Origin of the sequence: Microbacterium sp. LMI12-1-1.1 (assembly GCF_040676455.1) — a bacterium.
GTDB lineage: Bacteria > Actinomycetota > Actinomycetes > Actinomycetales > Microbacteriaceae > Microbacterium.
This window is the reverse complement of the sequence record NZ_JBEGIA010000001.1, coordinates 323738-344344: the sequence shown is the minus strand read 5'-3', so window position 1 is coordinate 344344 and position 20607 is coordinate 323738. Positions and strand designations below refer to the sequence as shown.

Genomic DNA, 20607 nt, shown 5'->3' with positions numbered 1-20607 from the left:
AGGCGCAGGACGGGGCTAATCCGGATCGGGGTGCTCGAGCTGGAAGATCGCGGCCTGGGTCCGGCGCTCCAGACCGAGCTTGCTCAGCATCGACGAGACGTAGTTCTTCACCGTCTTCTCCGCGATGCCGAGCCGTTCGCCGATCTGCCGGTTCGTCAGACCGTCGGCGATCAGCTTGAGCGTCTGCCGCTCCCGCAGCCCCAGTGAGCCCAGACGCGGATCCTCGTCCGCTCGATCATGCATGCCGGCCTTCGCACGCGTGACGGCGTCCGGGTCGAGCAGAGTGCGCCCGCCGGCCACGGCGCGAATGGCATCCACCAGGCCGGATCCGCCGATGTTCTTCAGTACGTAGCCGGCTGCACCCGCCAGCACCGCGGCCGAGACGGCGGTGTCGTCGTCGTAGGCAGTGAGGATCAAGCACGCCACCGACGGCAGACGCGAGCGCACGTCCCGGCAGACGTCGATGCCGCTGCCGTCGGGCAGCCGCACATCGAGCACCGCCACGTCGGGCTGGGTCGCTTCGATCCTGCCCAGGGACTGACGCGCCGTGCCGGCTTCGCCGATCACTTCCATGTCGGGCTGCGCGCCGACGAGCCCCGCCAGTCCGCGGCGGACGATCTCGTGATCGTCGACGAGAAAGACGGTGATCATCCGCTCTCCTTCAGGCTGGTGCCGGATGCCGACCCGGTCGGGGCGATCCAGCGAACCGTCGTACCCACGGGCGAGGACTCCACGACGAAGGCGCCCCGCCGCTGCTCTGCGCGCTGGCGGAGGTTGTCCAGTCCGCTGAGTGCGGCGTCCGCGGGGATACCTCCACCGTCGTCTTCGACGACGACGGCCACCCGGTCATCGGACGCCGTGACGTCGAGCGAGACATGGTCCGCCTGAGCATGGCGGATCGCGTTGCAGAGGAGCTCGCGGGCGACGGCGACGACGTCGGTTGCGAGCTCGTCGCGGACGAGGAGGTCGACGGGACCGTTGAATCGGATCGCGGGCGGCCGGCGCGCCCCGCTCGAGACCTCGCCGACCACGTCGAGGACGCGATGGCGAACGGATGTGTCGTCGCGGTGCGAGAGCGCGAAGATGACGGTTCTGATCTGGGCGATCGCGTCGTCGAGCTGGTCGATCGTCTCGCTGATTCCGTCCGCCGCAGGGCCTGGACCCACGCTGCTGGCGAGGGCCTGCAGTCCGAGTCCGGCACCGAAGAGCTGCTGGATGACGTGGTCGTGCAGGTCGCGCGCGATCCGGCGTCGATCGTCGGCGAGGAGCGCGCGCTGGGCCTCCTCTCCGGCGCGTGCGAGCTCGAGCGCGATGCTCGCTCGCGAACTGAGATCCACGGCACCCTCGGTCTCCGCCGGCGAGAACCGGCTGTCGTCGGGACCGCGAGAGATGCACATCACTCCCCAGAACAGCGGCCCGTTCTGCAGCGGGATCGCCATCACCGGACCGCTCACTCCCTCCCGGACGATGAGAAGGGGGTCGTCTGCGTCGATGGGCCGCCGCGGCTGCGTGTGCGGCCGAGGGTCGTCGAGCACCCGGCCGGCGAACACCGTGCTGGGGTCGATCTCCGTGGCACGCAGGACGGCTTCCGCCTCGCCGTTCGTCGCGGCCACACGGAACCGGCCATCGTCCTCGCTCGGCAGGAGGATGGTGACCTGCTCGGCCCCGGAGACCTCGCGCACCCGTGTCACGAGGAGATCCAGAGCGGTCGTGGTCGAGGTCGACAGGATGGCGGCGGACAGCTCGGCCGCAGCCGTCATCCAGTGCGCACGTACCTTCGCTTCTGCGAGGAGCCGCGCGTTCCCGATCGCGAATCCCGCCGTCGCTGCCAGTGCTTCCAGCAGCTGTTCATCCTCTTCGCTGAAGCCGCCGTCGCGGTGATTCGTCAGATAGAGATTTCCGAAGACCTCATCGCCGACGCGGACGGCCACACCGAGGAACGAGTGCATCGGGGGATGATGGGGCGGAAAGCCTGCTGCGCGGGGATCGCCCTCCATCTCCGCCAGGAGAATCGGCCGGGAGTCGGTGATCAGCGCACCGAGAAGGCCGCGCCCCTCAGGCAGATGCCCGATCGCCGCGGCATCCTCTTCCGACAGGCCGACATAGATGAACTGCTCCAGCGCGTCGCGCTCGGGACTGATGACGCCCATCGCTCCGTACCGCGCATCGACCAGCTCGACGGCGGCTTCGACGATGCTGCGGAGCACGAGCGTGAGGTCGCTCTGCTCGACGACGGCCTGATTGGCGCGCAGCAGTGCCCGCAGGCGGCCCTGCGTCCTCATCACCTTCGCGCTCTGCGCGACCAAGGCGCTGATCGCGTCTTCGAGCTCAGCGCGGGGTCCGTCGGGAAATGACAGCGAGCCGGGCTCGGCCACTGTGGTCCTCCTCCACTGCCGTTACGGCAAACGTAGAGCCGGGCGCGCCGGGCCGCCAGTGCCCGTGCGCGCGACCAGGAGGATCTGCGTCGACGGGACCATACGCGTGCCCGGGACCTTCGACCCTGTGGGAGCGCGTGGGCCGCGATTCACTGGAGACAGAATCAGGAAGGACCGACACTATGGTCGGCAATGAGCCCCCGGTCATCGATCCCCGTGCGCCCGGGCATGCGCGCCATGTCCAGCCGCCCGCGGACGGCCCGGAGGGGCCCGGCTCCGGTGTCCCCAATCCGTACCTCGCCAGCCGGCCGGAGGAGCTGGCGAGCGGTGCGGAGAAGGTGGAGCATCTTGAGGCCGCGCACTGCTGGCGACTGCTGGAGACGACGCAGATCGGCAGGCTCGCGATCGAAGGCCGTGACGGACGTCCGGACGTCTTCCCCGTGAACTACCTCGTCCATGACGGCAGTGTCTTCATCAGGTCCGCGCCCGGATCGAAGCTCAGAAGCATCGCGAAGCATCCCTCGGTCGCCTTCGAGATCGACGGCGAGACGGCGAGTGCCCATTGGAGTGTGGTCGTTCATGCCGACGCCCACCGGATGGACACGGATGCCGACATCGAGGCGAGCGGTGTTCTCGAGCTCGCCTCCAACAGTCCGACGGAGAAGGACGACTTCATCCGGCTCGTGCCGGAGTCCGTGAGCGGTCGAAGCTTCCCTCGGTGATCTCAGCCGCTCTCCAGCGTCAGGTCCAGGCGTCGCCCGCTGACGCGGCGTAGCGGTCCGGCTCGGGTCCGCGATCGAAACGTCGACCTGTGATCGAGACCGGCGTGATCCGCACCCAGCGGTACTTGAGCGTAGGTGTCCAGGGGGTGAGGGGGAGAGCATCGGCGAGGTCGATCTCACGCTGCAGCTCGAGTCGCGTGGCCACGCCCTTCAGCACGACGCTGGCGCCGAAGGTGTCGTCGTGCTCGTCGACTTCGAACGCGACGCGAGGGTTGGCCGAGAGCTCGGCGAGCTTCGAGCCGGGAGCAGTGCGAAAAAGCACGCGGGGCCCGTCGACCACGTAGTTGATGGGGAAGATGTCGGGCTCGCTGTTCACCGCCACGGCGAGCCGGCCCAGTTCGTGCCGTGCCAGGAGATCCCAGCACTCCTCTTCGGTCAGCGTCGAAATCGCGTCGTCGCTCGTCCGGCCCATGACGTCACCTCCACACGGTCTGATCGCCGCATCGCGGCCCCAGCCTCAGCGAATCCCATGCCGCCGCGGACGAGGGGGCCCAAGGTCCCGCGGATCGTGGAGTCGGGGTGGTCGCCTGGCGGACGCGCTCGGGCGTCCGCCAGGCAAGACGTCCGTCAGTGGTGGAAGCTGCCGGCTTCCTCTTCGGTCATCGAGTTCACGATCGGGTGCTTGTCGAAGTGCTCGATCGCCGCACGGTAGTCGGCCATGAGAAGCGACGCCTCATCACGCCCGAAGCCCTGCCGCACCAGGATCCGCTGCACGGGAAGGTCCTGTCGATCGGCCGGCATGGTGTACGCGGGCACCTGCCAGCCGCGCGTGCGCAGCCGGTCGGCGAGGTCGAATAGCGTGAACGGATGATCGACGCCCTCCTTGAGCTTCCACGACACCGCCGGGATGCCGGACTCGGCGCCGCCGTTGTTGATGATGTCGAAGTGGCCGAGCTTGCGGATCTCCTCCGCGAGGTACATCGACGTGTCGTGGCACGACTCGTGCACCTTGCGGTACCCCTCGCGTCCGAGCCGCAGGAAGTTGTAGTACTGCGCGACGATCTGACCGCCGGGACGCGAGAAGTTCAGGGCGAACGTCGGCATGTTGCCACCGAGGTAGTTGACGTTGAAGATCAGGTCCTCGGGCAGCTCCGCGGCATCCCGCCACACGATCCATCCCACTCCGAGCGGAGCCAGGCCGAACTTGTGTCCCGACGTGTTGATGGACTTCACGCGCGGCAGGCGGAAGTCCCACACCAGCTCGGGCACGGTGAACGGGGCGATGAAGCCGCCGCTCGCGCCGTCGACGTGGATCGGGATGTCGAGCCCGGTGTCGGCCTGCAGCTTGTCGAGTGCGTCGCTCACGTCGTGCACGGGCTCGTACTGGCCGGTGAACGTGACCCCGAGTGTCGGGACGACGCCGATGGTGTTCTCGTCGACCCGCTTGATCACCTCGTCGGCGTTCATGATGAAGCGGTCGCCCTCCATCGGGATCTCACGCAGTTCGACATCCCAGTACCGGGCGAACTTGTGCCAGCAGACCTGCACCGGACCGCAGATGAGGTTCGGCTTGTCGGTGGGCTTGCCCGCTTCGCGCTGCCGGGCACGCCAGTTCCACAGCAGCGCCATGCCGCCGAGCATCGCAGCCTCGCTCGAGCCGGTGGTCGACGTGCCGAGCGTGTTCTGCGCCTCGGGCGAGTTCCAGAGGTCGGCGAGGATGTGCACGCAGCGCGCCTCGATCTCGGCCGTCTGCGGATACTCGTCCTTGTCGACCATGTTCTTGTCGAGGGTGTCGGCCATGATCGACCGGATCTCGGGCTCGAGCCAGGTCTGACAGAACGTCGCGAGGTTCTGACGCGAGTTCCCGTCGAGCATCAGTTCGTCGACGACGACCTGGTACGCGTGGCGTGCGAGGTGCTCCTTCTCGGGCATGCGGTACTTCGGCAGCGACACCGAGAGGTCTCCTGAGGCGAAGACCTCATCGAGCAGCTCGTCGCGGACGTCATCCTTCTTATGCAGCATCTTCGTGCTCTCCGCCGTTAGCCATCTTCAGGTTCCCCTGCCGTCGTGGACCCCCCAGGGTCCGATTCAGTCGGCGGCGGACTCTTGGCGAGGTTCGTCGACGACGGTACGGACCATGCCTACTCCCGGCTTCGATCCGCTGTCAATGAAACTGCGCGAGGCAATTCAGGGCGATGAGAAATGCTCTCGGATAGTCGTGACACTTCACCACGAACGGGTGATGACAATTCCCAGGCGGCATTTCATTGTCCATCTGTGCTTCACTTCGGTGAGGGGCCTGTCTCACGGACCAGGGCTGGGAAGGGCGGTCGTGTCGACTATCGGTCACCTGCTGATCATCGCGACCGCGGTCGCCATCAGCTCCGTCCCCATCGTGACGACGATCCTCATCCTGCTGTCTCCGAACCGGTCCCGCTCGGCGGTGCCGTTTCTCATCGGCTGGGTCGTCGGCATCGTGCTGACGGTCTCCATTGCGGCGCTGTTCGCGAGCGTGCTCCCCACCTCGCGCACCGACCGGCAGCCCGACACCGCCGTCGCCATCGTGGAGATCGTGCTGGGAGTCGCGGCGATGCTGCTCGGCGTGCTCTCGTGGTTCCGTCGGCGCCGCAGCGGGGTGGCGGCGACGACTCCGAAGTGGATGCGCGCCGAGGCGCAGATGGGCGCCTGGTCGGCGCTGGGGCTGGGCTTCATCCTCAATCTCCGTCCCAAGGGCGTCGTGCTCGCCCTGGCCGCCGGCCTGACCCTTTATGCCGACGCAGGCTCCGTCCGTGTCGCGATCATCCCGGTGATCATCTACACCGTGGTTGCGGCGTCCACCGTGGCGTTTCCGATCATCGTGACGGCCGCCTCACCGACCCGGATGCAGCCGCGCCTGGTTGCGGCGCATCAGTGGATGGAGACCAATGGCGGGCTGCTGACCAGCGCGATCCTCGTGGTGATCGGCCTTCTCATCGTCGGCATGGGCATCTCCCGGCTGTAGCTCGTCGTCGGCCACGCATCGTGGTGCTTGTCGCCTCTCGCGCCCGGCGAGCCTGCGGGACTTACGTCCCGGCAGCGTCCGATGCGGCGGCGAAGACTGGAGGACGTACCGATTCGATGGAGGAGACAGTCATGAGGGCAGCAGTCGTCCGAGAGTTCGGAGCAGCCGCGCAGATCGAGGAGCGGCCGATTCCCGAGCCAGGGCACGGACAGGTCCTGGTGCGGCTCGAGGCCTGCGGGCTCTGCCACACCGACATCCATGCGATGCATGGAGACTGGCCGGTCAAGCCGCCGCTGCCGCTCGTGCCGGGGCACGAGGGCGTGGGCATCATCGAGCAGCTCGGTGACGGCGTCACCGGTCGAACGCTCGGACAGCGCGTGGCGATGCCGTGGCTCGGTCACGCGTGCGGCGAGTGCCGCTACTGCATCGACGGTCGCGAGAACCTCTGCGAGCAGCAGTACAACAACGGCTACGGCGTGGACGGCGGCTATGCCGAGTACATGCTGGCCGATGCGCGCTTCGCGGTTCCGGTTCCCGATGCCGTCACTCCACTGGATGCCGCTCCGCTGACGTGCGCGGGCGTCACGACGTATGCGGCGATCAAGAACGCCCGGATCATTCCGGGAGAGACCGTCGCGGTCTTCGGTGTCGGCGGCCTCGGTCATCTCGCCGTGCAGTACGCGCGCCTCGTCGGCGCGAAGGTGATCGCGGTCGATGTCACCGAGGAGAAGCTCGCGCTCGCGTCCGAACTGGGCGCCGACCACGTCGTGAATGCGAAGACCACCGATCCGGTGCAGGCGATCCGTGACCTCGGCGGAGCAGACGCCGCCGTGATGCTCGCGGTTGCACCGACCGTCTTCCGGCAGGCGTTCGACGCCCTCAACCGCGGCGGCCGATTGGTGCTGGTGTCGCTGCCGGCCGACGGCACGTTGACGATTCCGATCTTCGACACGGTGCTCAAGGGCATCAGCGTGATCGGCTCCATCGTGGGAACGCGACAGGACCTCGTCGAGGTGTTCGACCTCCACGCGGCCGGCCGCACACGCGTGATCACGCAGACACGCGAGCTCGACGAGGTCAACGCGTCCGTCGACGAAGTCCTTGCCGGCACCGTTCCGGCGCGGCTCGTCTTCACCTACGACACGGCGGATGTCGCTGCCGGCGCCGCTCACGCTCACATCGCGGAGCGATGACGGCGACGCTCAGCACGAGGTGAGCCCGGGCGCCTCGCTACGAGGCGCCCGGGTTGTTTCAGATCCGGCGTCGCCGGGGCGTCGCGACGGCGCCCACGACAGCCGCCGTGGCGACGGGCGAGCGGCCGGGAGTGACGGCCGCCCCGACGACCGCGGCCTTCGCGACCGGCGAGGGCCCAGGTGTGACGGCCGCGCCGATGACAGCGGCCTTGGCCACGGGAGCCCCGATGACTCCTACGCGTCCTACTCTTCGTCCGAGCATGTCAGGCTCCTATCGGGATGGCGGTCTCGTCGGCCTCGATCGAGGCGATGATGGACTGGATCGGGATGCGGCCGTTGGCGATGAGCTGGCCGCCCGCGCGCCGCGCAGCCGACGCGAAGCCCGCGCTCCACAGGTTCTCGTAGACGAGTACGCCGGCGACCGTGCCCGGGTCCATGGCGGCCGCGAGATGCGCGACGTCGTCCGCGGCGAGGAGTTCGGCGAGTTCCGCCTCGAGGCGCACCAGTGGACCGAGATCGTCGAGCTCCGACAGCTCCAGCGCTTCGATGGAGCCGTCGGCGTCCTTCGTGAGCACGAGGATGTCGATGACGCGGATGGTTCCGGCATCGACGAGGGCGAGCAGCTCCGCCGCCATCTCGCCGGTGAAGCTGGCGTGTCCGGGTGGGAACTCGACGACGATGAAGTCGACGGGGCCGAGTTCATCGAGGGTGCGGTCGGTCATGGGATGTCCTTCCTCTGGGATCTCCACGGTGACGGATGCCGCGGCCGACCGACTCACCCACGGTGAGTGATCTTCGGCAGGCGCGATCGCGCGACGGCGGTGACCGGGGCGGCGACGGCGCCTTACGGCATCCGCCAGAGATCACACGGATCGTGTGACGCCGAGCCGACCGCCCGTTGCTTCACTGGACACGGATGCCCCGCCGCTCCACGGCGGCGGCACGAAGGACGCGACCGAGAGGGTCGATATGGACTACGCGGAGCACCTCCGGCGACTGAGCATCGATGCCCCCGGTCCGGAGGATCGCGCCGCGACCGGTGACTCCCTGGTGGACGCGAAGACCCGGGCGCTCGTGCGGCTCGGTGCGCTCATCGCCGTGTCGGCGGCCGAGGCATCCATCCACCGCGAAGTCGATGAGGCCATCGCGGCCGGCGCGCAGGCGTCGGAGGTCGTCGGAGTGCTGGACAGCGTCATGCCGCTCGTCGGGCGCGCGTGCATCGTCAAGGCGTCATCGAAGGTCGCCTCGGCACTGGGCGTCGAGTTGGACCTCTACTGAGCGGGCACCCGTGGCCGGATCAGCCGCCCAGCAGCCCCAGCTCGATCGCGCGCTCCACGGCCGCCGAACGCGTGGTCGCGCCGAGCTTGCGGTAGATCGACTTCACCTCGGTGCTGGCCGTGTTCCGCGAGATGAACAGGCGCTGGCCGATCTCGGCGATCATGAGGTGCGTCTGCAGGTAGGGGAGGAGCCGCATCTCCGCGGGTGTGAGCGGGAGTCCCAGCACGGTGCCGGAGCCGTCGCCCAGGGACTGCCGGAACTCCGTCACCTCGGCGCCGAGTGCCGCGACCTGCGGGCAGCGCTGCAGCAGGTCGTCGGCCTCCTTGAGCAGCTGGCGCGCTGCAGCAGCATCGCCCAGCCCTGCGAACACCTTGGCCAGCTGCAGCCGGGCACGTACGGCGACGAACGGCATCACATGGTTGCAGTGGATGCGCGCCCGCATCGCGCGGGCGAGCAGGCGATGGGATGCCGCGGCATCGCCCTGCCGCAGCGCGACACGTGCACTGACCGCCAGGGCGAGGGTCGCGGTCGGATAGCCGTCGAGGTGGTTGTCGTCGACCACGCTCATCGCGGCGCGGGCATGGTGGGCGGCATCCTCGATCGTCCCGCCGTCCAGGGCGATCACCGCCAGCTCCGATTCGCTGAGCAGGAGGGCGGCGGTGTTGCCCGCCTGCGCGGCCCGCTCGACGGATGCCGTGAACGCGCCCTCTGCGCCGGGCGTGTCGCCGACGAGTACGAGCGCGGTTCCGAGCAGGTACAGCGCCGGCGCCCGCCACGGGCTCCACAGGGGCTCACTGGCCACGGCGAGCTCGGCATCCGTGAGAAGCCGAGAGGGACCGCTGAGACACATCGCGATCCGGATCATCGCGCGCGACGACTCGAACGCGAGCGCCTCGTCCGCGGTAGCGAAATCCAGCCGCGCGCGTTCGAGCGTGGCAGCGCGCTCCTCGGCGGCGGGGGACTGACCGGCAAGGAGGGCCGTCCACGCGGCGATGCCCATCAGGCCCGACGAGGCTTCGATCGTCGCCGGCCCGAGCGCGGCGAGCCATCGGTCGAGCACGGCGATGCGACCGCTCTGGTAGGCCGGCATCGCCAGCTGGGCGACCAGCACGCCGGCGTGCGTGCGTTCACCGGCGGCCAGCAGGTGCTCGATCGCACGCTCGGGCAGTCCCGCCTGTTCGAACCACTCCGCCGCGCGGAGATGCAGCCCGACGATGCGGGACGCCTCGACCCGAGACAGCTCCGTCAGCAGGAACTCGCGGAACAGCGCGTGATAGCGGAACCAGCGGCGCTCGCCGTCGAGCGCGACGAGGAAGACCCCCCGGGCCTCGAGATCGCGCAGGAGAGCGTGCGAGTCATCTGTCTGCAGCATCGCATCGCACAGCGGGCCCGACATCTGGTCGAGCACCGCGGTACGCCGGAGGAAGTCCCGCAGCGCGTCGGAGAGGCCGGCGAGACCCTCGCCGTACAGGTAGTCCGCCACGAAGCGCTCGCCGCCGGTGATCGCCACGACATCCGAGCCGGCCCGTGTCGCCAGCGCACAGAGGTAGAGGCCGGTCGCCCATCCCTCACAGCGATCGACGGCGACAGCCAGCGCCTCGTCGGACACGGTGACGCTCGCGCCCTTGAAGATGCGACGAGCGCCCTCCTCATCGATGCGGAGGTCGTCGGAGCCGAGCTCGAACATCGCGCCGTCTGCGCGAAGCCGCGCCAGGTACGGCTGCTCGCGCCGGCTCGCGAGCACGATCTGCGATCCCGCCGGGATGCCGGTCAGCACGAGTTCGAGCGCATCATGGCACGCGTCGGATGACGCGGCATGCACGTCGTCGACGAACAGCACGAACGGTGCCGGCGCCTGGGCGAGCGCCTCCGCCAGCATCGGCGCGGACCGACCGAGAACCCCTACGCCCATGGCGCCCATCGCCTCCGAGACCTCGCGCGCTCGCGGGGAGATCTGGCCGCCCGCCGTGGCGAGCAGCGTGAGCAGCGCCACCGGGTCGTCGTCGAACTCGTCGACGGTCGCCCAGGCCACGGGCCGGCTCTCGACGGCCGCCCATTCCGCGAGCATCGTCGACTTGCCGTAGCCGGCCGGTGCGGTGACGGCGACGACGCTCGCGCCGCTCTCGCGCGCGCGGTCGATCACGTCGCGCCGGCTGACCGCGCCCGCGCGTCGCGGTCTGATCGATGTCTTCGTCGACAGCAGATGGCTGCTGAGGCTTCGCACGGATGACGCGGCCTCATGGCTCGATTCGGACACGGGTGCATCCTAGCCAGGGCGTGTGGTGGGCAGCCGTCCCGCTCGCGATATGTGACGGCCGAGCGTCGTGCCGCGAGCGGGACGGGTCAGGTGGGAGCGGCGACCGCCTCAGCCCTGCACGCGGGTGATCTCGGGCAAGCGCCATGTCATGTCGAACCACGGCTCGAGCGGGCCGTAGAGCCGCAGGATGGGCCACCATGATTTGCCAGGCAGGGTGCGGATCCAGTTGGACTCCTTGCCGGCCGGCGCGGTAGGTCCGAACCAGAGCACGTGGGATCCGTCATCCTCCGCCTGGATGTCCTCCGCCAGGCTCGACACGGCGGGGTAGGCGGTGGACTGCAGCAGCGACCGGGTCTGGGTGTCATACGCGTCGATCGCCCAGAAGTTCTTGGCCGGAGCGTTCGCGGGGATCGTCAGGCTGTAGGTCGCGGCGCCATCGAGCAGTGCGCCGTCGGCGTCTTCCGCGGTGTAGATGTAGGCCGAGCCCGCGCCGACCTGCGCGTGCGCCATAGCCGGGGTGATCACCGTGGCCACGTAGTGGAACAGAGTGCGCGCGTCGAGGTTGCGGGCGCCGTCGTTCAGGAACTCATAGCTGCCGCCGACGAAGCCGTTCTTCCACGACGATCCCTCCCAGCGGAACGACTCCGGGTTTCGGGCGGCGTACGCGGTTGCCCGCGCCATCGCCGCGCCGATCTGAGCCGCGTTGTCGAGGATGCCGCGAAGGTGCTCGTCGGGTGCGAAGGGCGTGCCATGCACGATGCCGAGCGCGCGCAGAGTGCCCGCGCGCTCCGGGTCGAGTGCCGTGGCCGGCTCTTCCGCGACGAGCTGGGCGACCTCTTCGAAGAACGAGAAGTCGTTGGCGTGGACGGTGTTGATGGCCTGCTCGCCGATGTTCACGAACGTGTTCTCGGGCGCAGCCGCGGCGTCGCTGAGCCGGTAGATGCGGGACTTCTTGATGGCCGGCACCCCACCGAGGGCCCGGATCACGACGAAGTTCGTGAACGTCGGCGACTCATACGTGTAGTAGCCGTCAGGTCGCTCGCCGTCGTAGCCCGGGGGCAGGAAGAGGAATTTGCCGCCTGCACCCCGGTCGGGGCCGGCGATCCCCATGTCGGCGACGTAGCGGAACCAGAAGTCGTCGACGACGCACAGCGACTGCGGCGGCGCTTCGATGACGGTCGGCCCCCACGCCTTCAGGTCGAGGAACGTCACGCCGTAGGTGGTCTCCGTGTTCGGGGTGAGGAAGATGGGCGTCGAGGTGCACCGCGGATCGGTGTAGCCGATCTTGCCGGGGGAGTCGACCCCGGCCGCGCGCAGTCCGCGCCGCATCGCGACCAGCGATGCGCCGGGAACGGTGTTCAGGAATGCGGTGATGCCGCGGACGAGGTCGAGTCCGTCGAAGATCGATTGCACCGATTGGGGTTTCGGAACCCCGTCGAAGAACTCGAATTCTCCGAAGGGCGTCGAAAGCACGTCGGGCGTGGAGACGTGCGCCAATTCCTCCGCGAGTTCTTTCGCCGTCAGGCCCAGTCCTGTTGTTGCCTCGATCGTCATGCTCGCCAAATCCCCCTCGTGAGTCGTCATGCCGCGAGTGTGGCAGGACGAATGCGAAAGGCCATCACCCTTTTCGCGTGACGCGTGGCAGCTCGATTGCGGAACGCGGCTAGCTCAGGAGGGCATCGACTTTGTGACGGAGGGCGTCCGTTTCCGGGCCGGGAGGAAACACCGGAATGGACAGAAAATCGTGGAGGTCAGTGCGCGAGAAGTCCCCGAGCCGGTCGGCGTGGCCGTCGCGGATGGCTTCGAAGATGTCCAGGCCCCGGACGAAGACAGGATCGGTGACGCGAAGCTGACCGTCGAGGGTCTGCAGGATGTTCGCGGGTCGGATGTCTGCACCTCCCCAGAGACGAAAGCGACGGTCGCCCTCGGCGACGAGCTCCTCGACGCGAGTCCGGAGAGCAATGACGTCCGAGTCGGCAGCAAGCCCGGCGTCCGAAGTCGCCGGCTGCGCCGATGGGCCCTCCTGATCGATGGTCAGAGCCGCCGCGAGTCGTTGCGCGCGATCTTCGTCCGCCGCGTGAAGCCGCTCCATGACCACGACGTACCCCTTGTGGCGAAGCGGAACCAGTTCGTCCACGCGGACGAGGAACGGGTTCGTCCACCCTTCCAGGCAGGCCTCCGCGAAGAGGTGGAAGGCCGGGTCGAAGGGGGTCACTCGTGCAACCACACTGTCGTCGGGCGAGGCGTGCACCCACGCCCAGTCGCCCACGCCGACCTCGTTCCAGCCGGCAGCGAGGAGTATTGCCCGCGCCTCGTCCGCCGTGGCGCCATCGGAGAAGTGGGGGAGCATCGCCCCAGTATTCTCAACCATCCAGCGCACTCACAAGCCGGTCGAGGGCTGTGCTCGCCGAACGCGAAGGGTCCGCCGCCTCCGGTTCGGAGGTGGCGGACCGCGACGTGTCAGGGCTGCCGACCGGGCTCTACGCGTCGGGTGCCTCCTGAAGTGCTCGCACCTCGATGCGGGACTGCAAGGCGGTCGCGGCCTTCGTCGCCCATTCGACGGCGGTGGCGTCGTCGGCTGCGTCGATCACCCAGAACCCGCCGACATACGACGGCGCCACGACGAACGGCTCGTCGAGTACCCGCGGCTCGCCTGAGCTCACGTCGACGGTCTTCGCAGTGGATGGCGGGTTGAGTCCGCCGGCGAACAAGAGCGCGCCCGCGTCTTTCAGTGCGGTGTTGAAGCCGTCGACCGCCACCATGACGGCGGCGAGCTCAGCAGGATCGAACTCCTGCATCGACTCCATCGTCGGCTCGCTCGCCGAGTCGTGGGGCACGGTCAGGAAGTACTGCGTCATGCTGGATCCTTTCGTCGTGGGCGCCTTCAGCGCCGCCTTCACTTCGTGCGTCGAACGGGCGGGCTCGAGATCGACATCGGCTCCGAAATCGACGGTGCCCTTTCGGCGAGGGATGCTGCTGCCGTTCGCGCGACGGCGCCGTCGAGATGTATCCGCGCTCGGCGCGCGCTGACTCTGTCTGCTCGGCCCGTGGTCAGCCGTCGGGCGGGTCCGCCGTTGCATGCGCCTCCTGCGACGCCCTCACCAGCACCGCATCGAGCTCAGGACCGGTGCAGTCGTGCCCGGCTCCGGCGACCTCCACGAGTCGGGCTTCGGGAAGGAGGTCACACAACTCCAATGAGGCACTCCGAGGACTGCGGGCGTCGGCAGTGCCGCGCACGATGACCGTCGGCGTTCGGATCTTCGCCAGACCCGGCCGCAGGTCTTGCGTCATCACGGGAAGCAGTGCCGCAGTGGTGGCGGGCCGCCAGTCCTCGAGGAGGCTGCGAGCGTGGGCGCGATGCTCCGGGCCCGCGTCGGGCGCGAGGACGGAATCGAGAAACTCGTCTGCCCACTCCGCGGCGGGGTGCTCCATTGTGAATCGCACCGCCGCGATGCGCTCCGCAAGCGCGTCGGGGGCGAGGGACCCGCCCCACCCCGCGTAGGCGCCGACGAGCACGAGCCGGCCCACAGAGGTGGGATGGTCGCGTGCGAGAAGCAGCGCGATCACCGACCCGAGAGAGAAGCCCGCGACTGCGGGCGTTGTCAGTCCCAGAGCCGTAATGAACCCGGAAGCGGCGTCTGCCCAGTCCCCGGCATGCCACGTGGTGGGGATATCTCCAGATGCTCCGCACCCCGGTGCATCCCACGCAATCACGTCAAGTTGTAGGCTGAGCCGCTTGAGTTCCTCGTCCCACATCCGCGAGTCCTCGAACGCCCCGTGGAATATGACGAGCGGTGCCCCGCGACCGCGGCGCTGATAAGCGATGTGCACCCCGCCGACCACGACCTCCGGCATACGGCGACAGTACGCCGTCATCTGTCAGCTCGTCCACGATGTTGCTTGCGTCACGGAGAACGAGCCAGCGAGGAAATGGCACTCCGGTCTCGCGCGCGACCAGATCGCCGACCTCACGGCCACCTGACGTTCCGAACCCGCCGGAAGCGCGGGGTCGCCCTCGGTACACAGTCCGTCGTCATCCCAGAATGACGCGGAGGTCCAAGCGGGCCTAGCCGGGGACCGCGAGACACCTGCCGGGATAGAGTGCCGCGCAGGGAGGGTGCCCGTGGTCGCTGCAGGTATGGCCGTCGAATAGTGAGTGTCGCTGTCATCGCCGCCGTGACGGCGCTCGTCGCCGGCGGGATCACGGTGGGGCTGATCGCGGTGCTTCATGTCCTCGAGCCCGAGTACGACCCGTCCTGGCGGATGATCAGCGAGTACTCCGTCGGGCGATACGGGTGGGTCATGCGCCTCGCCTTCGTCACGATGGCGATCAGCCCTGCCGCGACGTGCGTCGCCTTGTGGCCGTTCGGCGGCGCGTGGACCATCGGCCTTGCCGCTGTCGCACTGGGCGCGCTCGGTGCAGCGTTCATCGACGCCGATCCGATCATGACTCCGCGTGCTCAGGCCACGCCCGTGGGCAGGGCGCACACGGTACTGGGCATCATCCTCCTCGCCGGCTTTCCCCCTGCCGCACTGTTCGCGGGCGTTGGGGTGGTGACCGAGCTCGGATGGATGCTGGCGATCGCGTCCGTTGTTCCGTTGGCCGGTCTGGTGTGGTTCCTCAGTGCCGCTGCCCCCGCGCACAGGCAGGGCGGTTCGCCTGAGATCCGAATCGGATGGCCGGACAGGTTCTGCCTCCTCGCCTACCTGGCATGGGTGGTGCTCGCCGCTATCGGCGTTCTGTCCGTCGTGTGATGCTGAGCGCCGTCGGGAAGGCCGACGGGACTGCTGCACGGTTAGGTGGGGCAGGTCAACCTGTCACCTGCTCGTGCAGCAGTCCCCACCTTGCGCAATAGTCGCGTGCTCTGTTGTGTCCGTCGTGCTGCCCGGCTTAGCGTCGGTCGCTGTTCGCATCCCTCAGAGGTGATGGAGGTGCGAGCTCTGCCGCCACGACGGTCGTGAAGGCAGCCATCGAAGACGCTGGAGGAGCCACCGTGCCCAGACCATCTCTTGCTCGCCGTGCGCCGTTGGGGCTCGGTGCCGCGATCGCGCTGACCGCAGTGCTACTGCCCGCGGTGCCGGCCGCCGCCGAACCAGCGCCGTGCGTTCAGCCGGCGCCGAGTGCGCCCATGCAGGTAACCGCCGACTGCATCGACCAGACCTACGCATATCCAGTCATCGACGCCGAGACCGACGAGACCGTGCCAGTGCCGCACCACCGGGTGTCCGGCCACTTCGAGGGAACCAACATCCAGTTCACGATCTACCTCCACGCAGATGCGGACAAGGCTCAGTGGGACGGACGGTTCTTCCAGTACACGTACCCGACGACGTTTGCGGCAGACCAGAGCACGGCTCGTGCGAGCGATCGCGCCATTGGGTTCGCTCTGGCGAGTGGCGGCTACGCTGTGCAGGCCGGGAACGGTTCCGTTTCTCTCGGCTATCGACACGCGGCCGCGGCAGCGAAGTTCGCAGAGACCGTTGCGGCCGCCTACTACGGCAGCGACCGCGAGATCTTCGGCTACCTCTACGGCCCGAGCGGCGGGTCGTTCCAGACCGTGGGCGCTGCGGAGAACACTGACGGGGTGTGGCAGGGATTCGTTCCGATGGTGCAGGCGGTGCCGACACCGACCAGCTACAACTTCAACGGACGCTCGGCGGCAGAGCTGATACTCGGCGACAAGGCCGCTGCGATCCGCGACGCGCTCCTGCCCGGGGGCAGCGGCAATCCGTACGCGACGCTGGACGCGGCGGAGAGCGCGATGCTCACTGAGCTGCACAAGCTCGGCATTCCGTGGAAGGCGTGGGAGAACCCCGACTACCTGCTCGGCCGAGACCCGCAGTACTACGGCGCCGGACTCGCCTCTGATAGCCCGCTCGCCTACGACCCCACGTACGTCGACGACTTCTGGAACTTGTCCGGGTACCTCGGCGCCGAGAACAGCCCGTTTGGAGAGCGCGTCCGGGCTGAATTGGCCGAGATGGGTGACACCGTCGGGCACCGCTGGAACATCGCCAAGCGCTTCGCGTACCGCTACCAGCTCCCCGCTGCGAACACCGGCTGGATCGCGCTCGATCAGTTCCGCAAGCCCGACGGCACACCGCTGTACCCGCAGCGTGCGGTCGGGGAGCCCGGATTCTCCGGCGCCGTCTCAGGCAACGCTGCCTTCGACGGGACGATCAACGGCAAGGTCATCGTGGTGTCCAACCTGTATGACAGCGACGCCCTGCCGCTGCACACGGACTGGTATCGCAAGCGCGTCGAGGCGGCCCTGGGGTCTGCCGCATCTGGGAACTACCGGGTCTACTTCACCGACCACGCCGACCACCAGGATGCTGCACCGACCGGCACTCGAGCAGCCACACTCGTGGACTGGTACGGCGAAGTCGAGCAGGCTCTGCGCGACGTCGCCCGCTGGGCCGAGGACGGCGTGCCGGCACCCGCATCGACACGCTATTCCATCAAGGACTCGCAGATCGAAGTGTCGCCGCTCGCGGTCGTTCGCGGCGGGATCCAGCCCACCGTCGACTTCGTGTCGCTCGGCGACGGGATCATCAAGGCGAAGGTCGGCAAGCCGGTGAGTCTCGTCGCAGCCGCACGCGCCCCGCTCGGCGGCGGCAAGATCGTCGCCGCCGATTGGGATTTCGAAGGCGACGGCACCTATGTCCCCGGCATCGTGCGGACGCCGCGGCAGATCGTGGCACTCGCGACCACCCACACGTTCACCCAACCCGGTACCTACTTCGTGAGCGTCCGGGTCACGGCGGAGCGCGACGGCAACGTTGGCGCGAAGTACGCGCTGTTGCAGAACATCGACCGCGTGCGCGTGCTCGTCACTCAGTAGAGGTCCGCGGATGGATGCCCGACGCCAGGGCATCCATCCGCGCCCGAGCCGCTTCACCGTTCCGCGGGATTGTCCTTCCCCAGAACAACCCTCGTGGATCTGCGCACGATGAGTTCGCTCGGGAGCTCGATCCGCTCGAAGGAATCATCCTCATGTCGGCGCAGCTCGGCGACGAGTTCGACCGCTCGCGCCGCCATCTCCCGTAGTGGCTGGCGTACAGAGGTCAGCGGGGGATGGGCATGCGCGGCACGGGGTTCGTCGTTGAAGCCCACGACACCGATGTCGTCCGGGATGCTTCGGCCGAGCTGTGCCGCTGCTCGATAGACAGCGAAGGCCATTTCGTCGTTGCAGGCGAACACGCCTACCGACCGTCGATCCTCAGCGATCGCGCGCAGCATCCCCTCGGTGAGGGGTGCGTCTGTCCACTCTGAATTGATTCGGGTCACTTCCTTTCCGGTGGCGTCCGCGATCGCCTGCCGGAACCCTTCCTCTCGAGCTCGCCCGAATCGGTACCTCGGTTCACCCGTGACGATGACGTAGCGGTCGTAGCCCGCACCGGCCAGGTGCGCTCCAGCGTCATAGCCGCCTTGCCAATCGGTCGTCCCCACACTCGCGAGGGCACCCTCGGGATCAGATCGAGGCTCGAGAAGAACGATGGGAATCCGCAGACCCCGCAATTCGTCCAGCTGGCGCGTTGTGGGCCGGATGATCCCGATGATCACTCCGGATGGCCGGCGTGTTGCGACCCGTGTTGGCCAGTCGTCCGTCGGGTCGGCGCGTTCCAGGGTGAGTACGAGATCGAATCCGAGCCGGAAGGCTGCTTCACGCGCGCCCGTCGTCATCGCATTCGTCCACGCGTCGTCGAAGCTGCCCAGCACGAATTCGATGAGGCGCGGATCGAGAGTCGTCGGGCGACCGCGCGTCGCGTCGGCTCGGTCGTATCCCAACTCGCGGGCGGCAACAGCGACCCGCTCCCGCGTGCGCCGGGAGAGGTCGCCGCGTCCCGTCAGGGCGCGAGACGCGGTGGCGACTGACACGCCGGCGGCTTCCGCCACGTCCCGGAGAGTGACCGCCTGGCCTCGCTTGTCGTCCACGATTCCCCTATTTTGCGCAACTGCATGTCGCGGCCGATCGTAACGCATGCGACCTCGGCGGACGCAAGGCAGCGACGCCCGGATGCCGGTCGGCGAGCGGCTTGCACGACCGACTGCCGGACCGGAAGGCTCGGAGTCGGTAGCGCGGGGTGTGAAATCTACCGTCCACCGCGTTGCGCAATAATCGGCGATGCGATTGCTGCGCTCCAGGGCCGCGCCTAACGTCGCTGGCGGACGATCCGAACGTCATGGTCTTCCGTCAGACGGGCAGCACCGCCCGGGCCAAGAGATTCAACAAAGGAGTTGCAATGCGATCCACACGTCGACGCGCAGCCGTAGCCGTCGCAGTTCCCGCGCTGGTTGCGGCACTCGCGCTCACAGCCTGCGCCCCCGGAGGCGGTGGCGGTTCCGCCACTGGTGGGAAGGGCGAAACGCTCACCCTCGGCATGACCTCCGATATCCCCGGCCTCAGCGTCGGTATCCAGCCCACCTATCAGGGCTGGTTCGCGGACGCCGCGTGGGACACCCTGCTGATTTGCGACGAGTTCGGCAAGCCGTCCGCTCAGATCGCCGAGGAGTGGGAGTACAACGCGGACAAGAGTGCCGCCACCATCACGCTCCGCGACGACATCACCTTCTCGGATGGCAGCGACCTCACGACCGAGGACGTCCAGGCGGCCTACGAATTCGCAGGTGAGAACAACGCCCGTTTCGCGGACCTCACCTTCGACGTCGTCGACGACTACAACATGACGATCACCTGGCCACAGCCGACGCCGACGCTCGACCTGATCCTGTGCGAAGCGCAGGTCTCGTCCGCCGAGTACTACGCCGGTGATGAGCAGGACACCACCGTGGTCGGCAGTGGTCCGTACATCTACGAGCCCAGCAAGAGCACGCAGGGATCGTCGTACACGCTGACCAAGAACCCGGACTACTTCGACAGCGACACCTACCCGTACGAGACGCTCGTACTGAAGGTGTTCACAGATGCCACCGCCGGCCTGAACGCGTTGAAGACCGGCCAGATCGACGGCATCCTGGGCAGCGCGGCGACCATCGACGAGGCAGAGAAGTCAGGGCTCGAGGCGGTCACGCTTCGCGGCACGACCACCCGCCTCCTCATCACCGATCACCTGGGGGAGAGCATCCCTGCTCTCGGGGACGTCCGGGTGCGCCAGGCGATGAACATGGTCTTCGACCGCGACGCCGTCGCGAACGACCTCTACCGCGGGTACGCCGATCCGGCTTATCAGATCTTCCGGCCGGGCAGCAGCGCCTACCTCGAGGACATCACCGAGGACCCCTACCCCTACGACGTCGAGGCCGCAAAGGCGCTCATGGCGGAGGCAGGGTACGCCGACGGATTCACTCTTCAGATCCCGTTCTTCGAAGGGCAGAACCACGACCTGCTGTTCCCATACGTGACGGAGCAGCTCGCGCAGCTCAACATCACGGTCGAGCAGGTCAACCTGACCGGTCCCGACGCGATCACGGAGCTGCTGAGCGGGACGTACCCGGTGCCACTGTGGCAGCTCGGCAACTACGGCGAGTCGCTGCAGGACATCAAGGACTACATCCTGCCCGACGGCATCTGGAACGTGTCGCATCAGCCGGACGAGACCATTGACGGGCTCTGGCAGACCATCCTGACGGGCTCGGACGAAGAGCGCGTCGCAGCGCAGCAGGAGATCAACCAGTACGTCATCGACCAGGCCTGGTTCGTGCCGATGGCATACCCGGACGGGTTCTACCTGTACAGCCCGGATGTCAGCATCCCGACGATGTCTGACTTCTCCGCCCTGCACCCGCTGCTGCGGGACTTCCAGAAGAACTAGGAGA

At 68.0% G+C, this 20607-nt stretch carries 19 protein-coding genes; 7 read left to right on the top strand and 12 right to left on the bottom strand.

The window, feature by feature from the left end:
• Positions 1 to 15: 15 nt before the first annotated feature.
• Both MRBLMI12_RS01545 and MRBLMI12_RS01540 read right to left on the bottom strand, forming a co-directional pair.
• Positions 16 to 651: a response regulator transcription factor gene (locus tag MRBLMI12_RS01545; RefSeq protein WP_363353310.1), complete on the bottom strand. Its 636-nt coding sequence runs from the start codon at positions 649 to 651 to the stop codon at positions 16 to 18.
• Entirely contained in the window at positions 648 to 2375 is a 1728-nt protein-coding gene (locus MRBLMI12_RS01540) for a GAF domain-containing protein (protein WP_363353308.1), read from the bottom strand. The genes MRBLMI12_RS01545 and MRBLMI12_RS01540 overlap by 4 nt, the downstream gene beginning before the upstream one ends.
• A gap of 182 nt (positions 2376 to 2557) precedes the next feature.
• Between MRBLMI12_RS01540 and MRBLMI12_RS01535 the strand changes: the two genes are divergently transcribed.
• A complete protein-coding gene (locus tag MRBLMI12_RS01535; protein WP_363353306.1) occupies positions 2558 to 3097 on the top strand; it encodes a pyridoxamine 5'-phosphate oxidase family protein in 540 nt (179 codons plus the stop codon).
• A 19-nt stretch (positions 3098 to 3116) separates the two neighbouring features.
• On the opposite strand, the gene MRBLMI12_RS01530 is transcribed toward MRBLMI12_RS01535, so the two are convergent.
• Complete coding sequence (locus MRBLMI12_RS01530; protein WP_363353304.1) at positions 3117 to 3569, bottom strand: pyridoxamine 5'-phosphate oxidase family protein; 453 nt, start codon at positions 3567 to 3569, stop codon at positions 3117 to 3119.
• 155 nt (positions 3570 to 3724) lie between these two features.
• Positions 3725 to 5119 carry a glutamate decarboxylase gene (locus MRBLMI12_RS01525; protein WP_363353302.1) on the bottom strand — a complete coding sequence of 465 codons (1395 nt, stop codon included), beginning with the start codon at positions 5117 to 5119 and terminating at the stop codon, positions 3725 to 3727.
• Positions 5120 to 5234: 115 nt separating this feature from the next.
• On the opposite strand from MRBLMI12_RS01525, the gene MRBLMI12_RS01520 reads away from it, so the two are divergent.
• Both MRBLMI12_RS01520 and adhP read left to right on the top strand, forming a co-directional pair.
• Complete coding sequence (locus MRBLMI12_RS01520) at positions 5235 to 6098, top strand: GAP family protein (RefSeq protein ID WP_363353300.1); 864 nt, start codon at positions 5235 to 5237, stop codon at positions 6096 to 6098.
• Positions 6099 to 6229: 131 nt separating this feature from the next.
• Positions 6230 to 7291 carry an alcohol dehydrogenase AdhP gene (gene adhP / locus MRBLMI12_RS01515; protein ID WP_363353298.1) on the top strand — a complete coding sequence of 354 codons (1062 nt, stop codon included), beginning with the start codon at positions 6230 to 6232 and terminating at the stop codon, positions 7289 to 7291.
• 58 nt (positions 7292 to 7349) lie between these two features.
• Here adhP and MRBLMI12_RS01510 read toward each other — a convergent pair whose 3' ends face one another.
• The gene (locus tag MRBLMI12_RS01510; RefSeq protein WP_363353296.1) at positions 7350 to 7553 is read right to left on the bottom strand and encodes a hypothetical protein; all 204 of its coding nucleotides are present in this window, start codon (positions 7551 to 7553) and stop codon (positions 7350 to 7352) included.
• Between the two features lies 1 nt (position 7554).
• On the bottom strand, positions 7555 to 8013 hold the full coding sequence (locus tag MRBLMI12_RS01505; RefSeq protein WP_363353294.1) for a DUF6325 family protein: 459 nt from the start codon (positions 8011 to 8013) through the stop codon (positions 7555 to 7557).
• Between the two features lie 154 nt (positions 8014 to 8167).
• Between MRBLMI12_RS01505 and MRBLMI12_RS01500 the strand changes: the two genes are divergently transcribed.
• Positions 8168 to 8569, top strand: a complete 402-nt coding sequence (locus MRBLMI12_RS01500) for a hypothetical protein (protein ID WP_363353292.1) — start codon at positions 8168 to 8170, stop codon at positions 8567 to 8569.
• 19 nt (positions 8570 to 8588) lie between these two features.
• Here MRBLMI12_RS01500 and MRBLMI12_RS01495 read toward each other — a convergent pair whose 3' ends face one another.
• The 5 genes from MRBLMI12_RS01495 to MRBLMI12_RS01475 form a co-directional block, all read right to left on the bottom strand.
• Complete coding sequence (locus MRBLMI12_RS01495) at positions 8589 to 10826, bottom strand: helix-turn-helix transcriptional regulator (RefSeq protein ID WP_363353290.1); 2238 nt, start codon at positions 10824 to 10826, stop codon at positions 8589 to 8591.
• A gap of 108 nt (positions 10827 to 10934) precedes the next feature.
• Positions 10935 to 12410, bottom strand: a complete 1476-nt coding sequence (locus MRBLMI12_RS01490) for a DUF1254 domain-containing protein (RefSeq protein WP_363353288.1) — start codon at positions 12408 to 12410, stop codon at positions 10935 to 10937.
• Positions 12411 to 12489: 79 nt separating this feature from the next.
• Positions 12490 to 13095, bottom strand: a complete 606-nt coding sequence (locus MRBLMI12_RS01485) for a hypothetical protein (RefSeq protein ID WP_363353286.1) — start codon at positions 13093 to 13095, stop codon at positions 12490 to 12492.
• Positions 13096 to 13306: 211 nt separating this feature from the next.
• On the bottom strand, positions 13307 to 13684 hold the full coding sequence (locus tag MRBLMI12_RS01480) for a YciI family protein (protein ID WP_363353284.1): 378 nt from the start codon (positions 13682 to 13684) through the stop codon (positions 13307 to 13309).
• 193 nt (positions 13685 to 13877) lie between these two features.
• Complete coding sequence (locus MRBLMI12_RS01475; RefSeq protein WP_363353282.1) at positions 13878 to 14681, bottom strand: alpha/beta fold hydrolase; 804 nt, start codon at positions 14679 to 14681, stop codon at positions 13878 to 13880.
• Between the two features lie 297 nt (positions 14682 to 14978).
• Between MRBLMI12_RS01475 and MRBLMI12_RS01470 the strand changes: the two genes are divergently transcribed.
• Both MRBLMI12_RS01470 and MRBLMI12_RS01465 read left to right on the top strand, forming a co-directional pair.
• Complete coding sequence (locus MRBLMI12_RS01470) at positions 14979 to 15581, top strand: DUF998 domain-containing protein (RefSeq protein WP_363353280.1); 603 nt, start codon at positions 14979 to 14981, stop codon at positions 15579 to 15581.
• Between the two features lie 374 nt (positions 15582 to 15955).
• A complete protein-coding gene (locus tag MRBLMI12_RS01465; protein ID WP_363353278.1) occupies positions 15956 to 17671 on the top strand; it encodes a PKD domain-containing protein in 1716 nt (571 codons plus the stop codon).
• Between the two features lie 53 nt (positions 17672 to 17724).
• Here the strand turns inward: MRBLMI12_RS01465 and MRBLMI12_RS01460 are convergent, their stop codons facing one another.
• The gene (locus MRBLMI12_RS01460; RefSeq protein WP_363353276.1) at positions 17725 to 18765 is read right to left on the bottom strand and encodes a LacI family DNA-binding transcriptional regulator; all 1041 of its coding nucleotides are present in this window, start codon (positions 18763 to 18765) and stop codon (positions 17725 to 17727) included.
• Positions 18766 to 19211: 446 nt separating this feature from the next.
• Between MRBLMI12_RS01460 and MRBLMI12_RS01455 the strand changes: the two genes are divergently transcribed.
• Entirely contained in the window at positions 19212 to 20603 is a 1392-nt protein-coding gene (locus tag MRBLMI12_RS01455) for an ABC transporter substrate-binding protein (protein WP_363353274.1), read from the top strand.
• The last annotated feature ends 4 nt before the right edge of the window (positions 20604 to 20607 follow it).

What these genes read in the sequence shown, in the direction of transcription:
- MRBLMI12_RS01545 (WP_363353310.1), bottom strand. Translation starts at nt 651, where the DNA reads ATGATCACCGTCTTTCTCGTCGACGATCACGAGATCGTCCGCCGCGGA.
- MRBLMI12_RS01535 (WP_363353306.1), top strand. Translation starts at nt 2,558, where the DNA reads ATGGTCGGCAATGAGCCCCCGGTCATCGATCCCCGTGCGCCCGGGCAT.
- MRBLMI12_RS01530 (WP_363353304.1), bottom strand. Translation starts at nt 3,569, where the DNA reads ATGGGCCGGACGAGCGACGACGCGATTTCGACGCTGACCGAAGAGGAG.
- MRBLMI12_RS01525 (WP_363353302.1), bottom strand. Translation starts at nt 5,119, where the DNA reads ATGCTGCATAAGAAGGATGACGTCCGCGACGAGCTGCTCGATGAGGTC.
- MRBLMI12_RS01520 (WP_363353300.1), top strand. Translation starts at nt 5,235, where the DNA reads ATGCCTACTCCCGGCTTCGATCCGCTGTCAATGAAACTGCGCGAGGCA.
- adhP (WP_363353298.1), top strand. Translation starts at nt 6,230, where the DNA reads ATGAGGGCAGCAGTCGTCCGAGAGTTCGGAGCAGCCGCGCAGATCGAG.
- MRBLMI12_RS01510 (WP_363353296.1), bottom strand. Translation starts at nt 7,553, where the DNA reads ATGCTCGGACGAAGAGTAGGACGCGTAGGAGTCATCGGGGCTCCCGTG.
- MRBLMI12_RS01505 (WP_363353294.1), bottom strand. Translation starts at nt 8,013, where the DNA reads ATGACCGACCGCACCCTCGATGAACTCGGCCCCGTCGACTTCATCGTC.
- MRBLMI12_RS01490 (WP_363353288.1), bottom strand. Translation starts at nt 12,410, where the DNA reads ATGACGACTCACGAGGGGGATTTGGCGAGCATGACGATCGAGGCAACA.
- MRBLMI12_RS01480 (WP_363353284.1), bottom strand. Translation starts at nt 13,684, where the DNA reads ATGACGCAGTACTTCCTGACCGTGCCCCACGACTCGGCGAGCGAGCCG.
- MRBLMI12_RS01475 (WP_363353282.1), bottom strand. Translation starts at nt 14,681, where the DNA reads ATGCCGGAGGTCGTGGTCGGCGGGGTGCACATCGCTTATCAGCGCCGC.
- MRBLMI12_RS01465 (WP_363353278.1), top strand. Translation starts at nt 15,956, where the DNA reads ATGCAGGTAACCGCCGACTGCATCGACCAGACCTACGCATATCCAGTC.
- MRBLMI12_RS01455 (WP_363353274.1), top strand. Translation starts at nt 19,212, where the DNA reads ATGACCTCCGATATCCCCGGCCTCAGCGTCGGTATCCAGCCCACCTAT.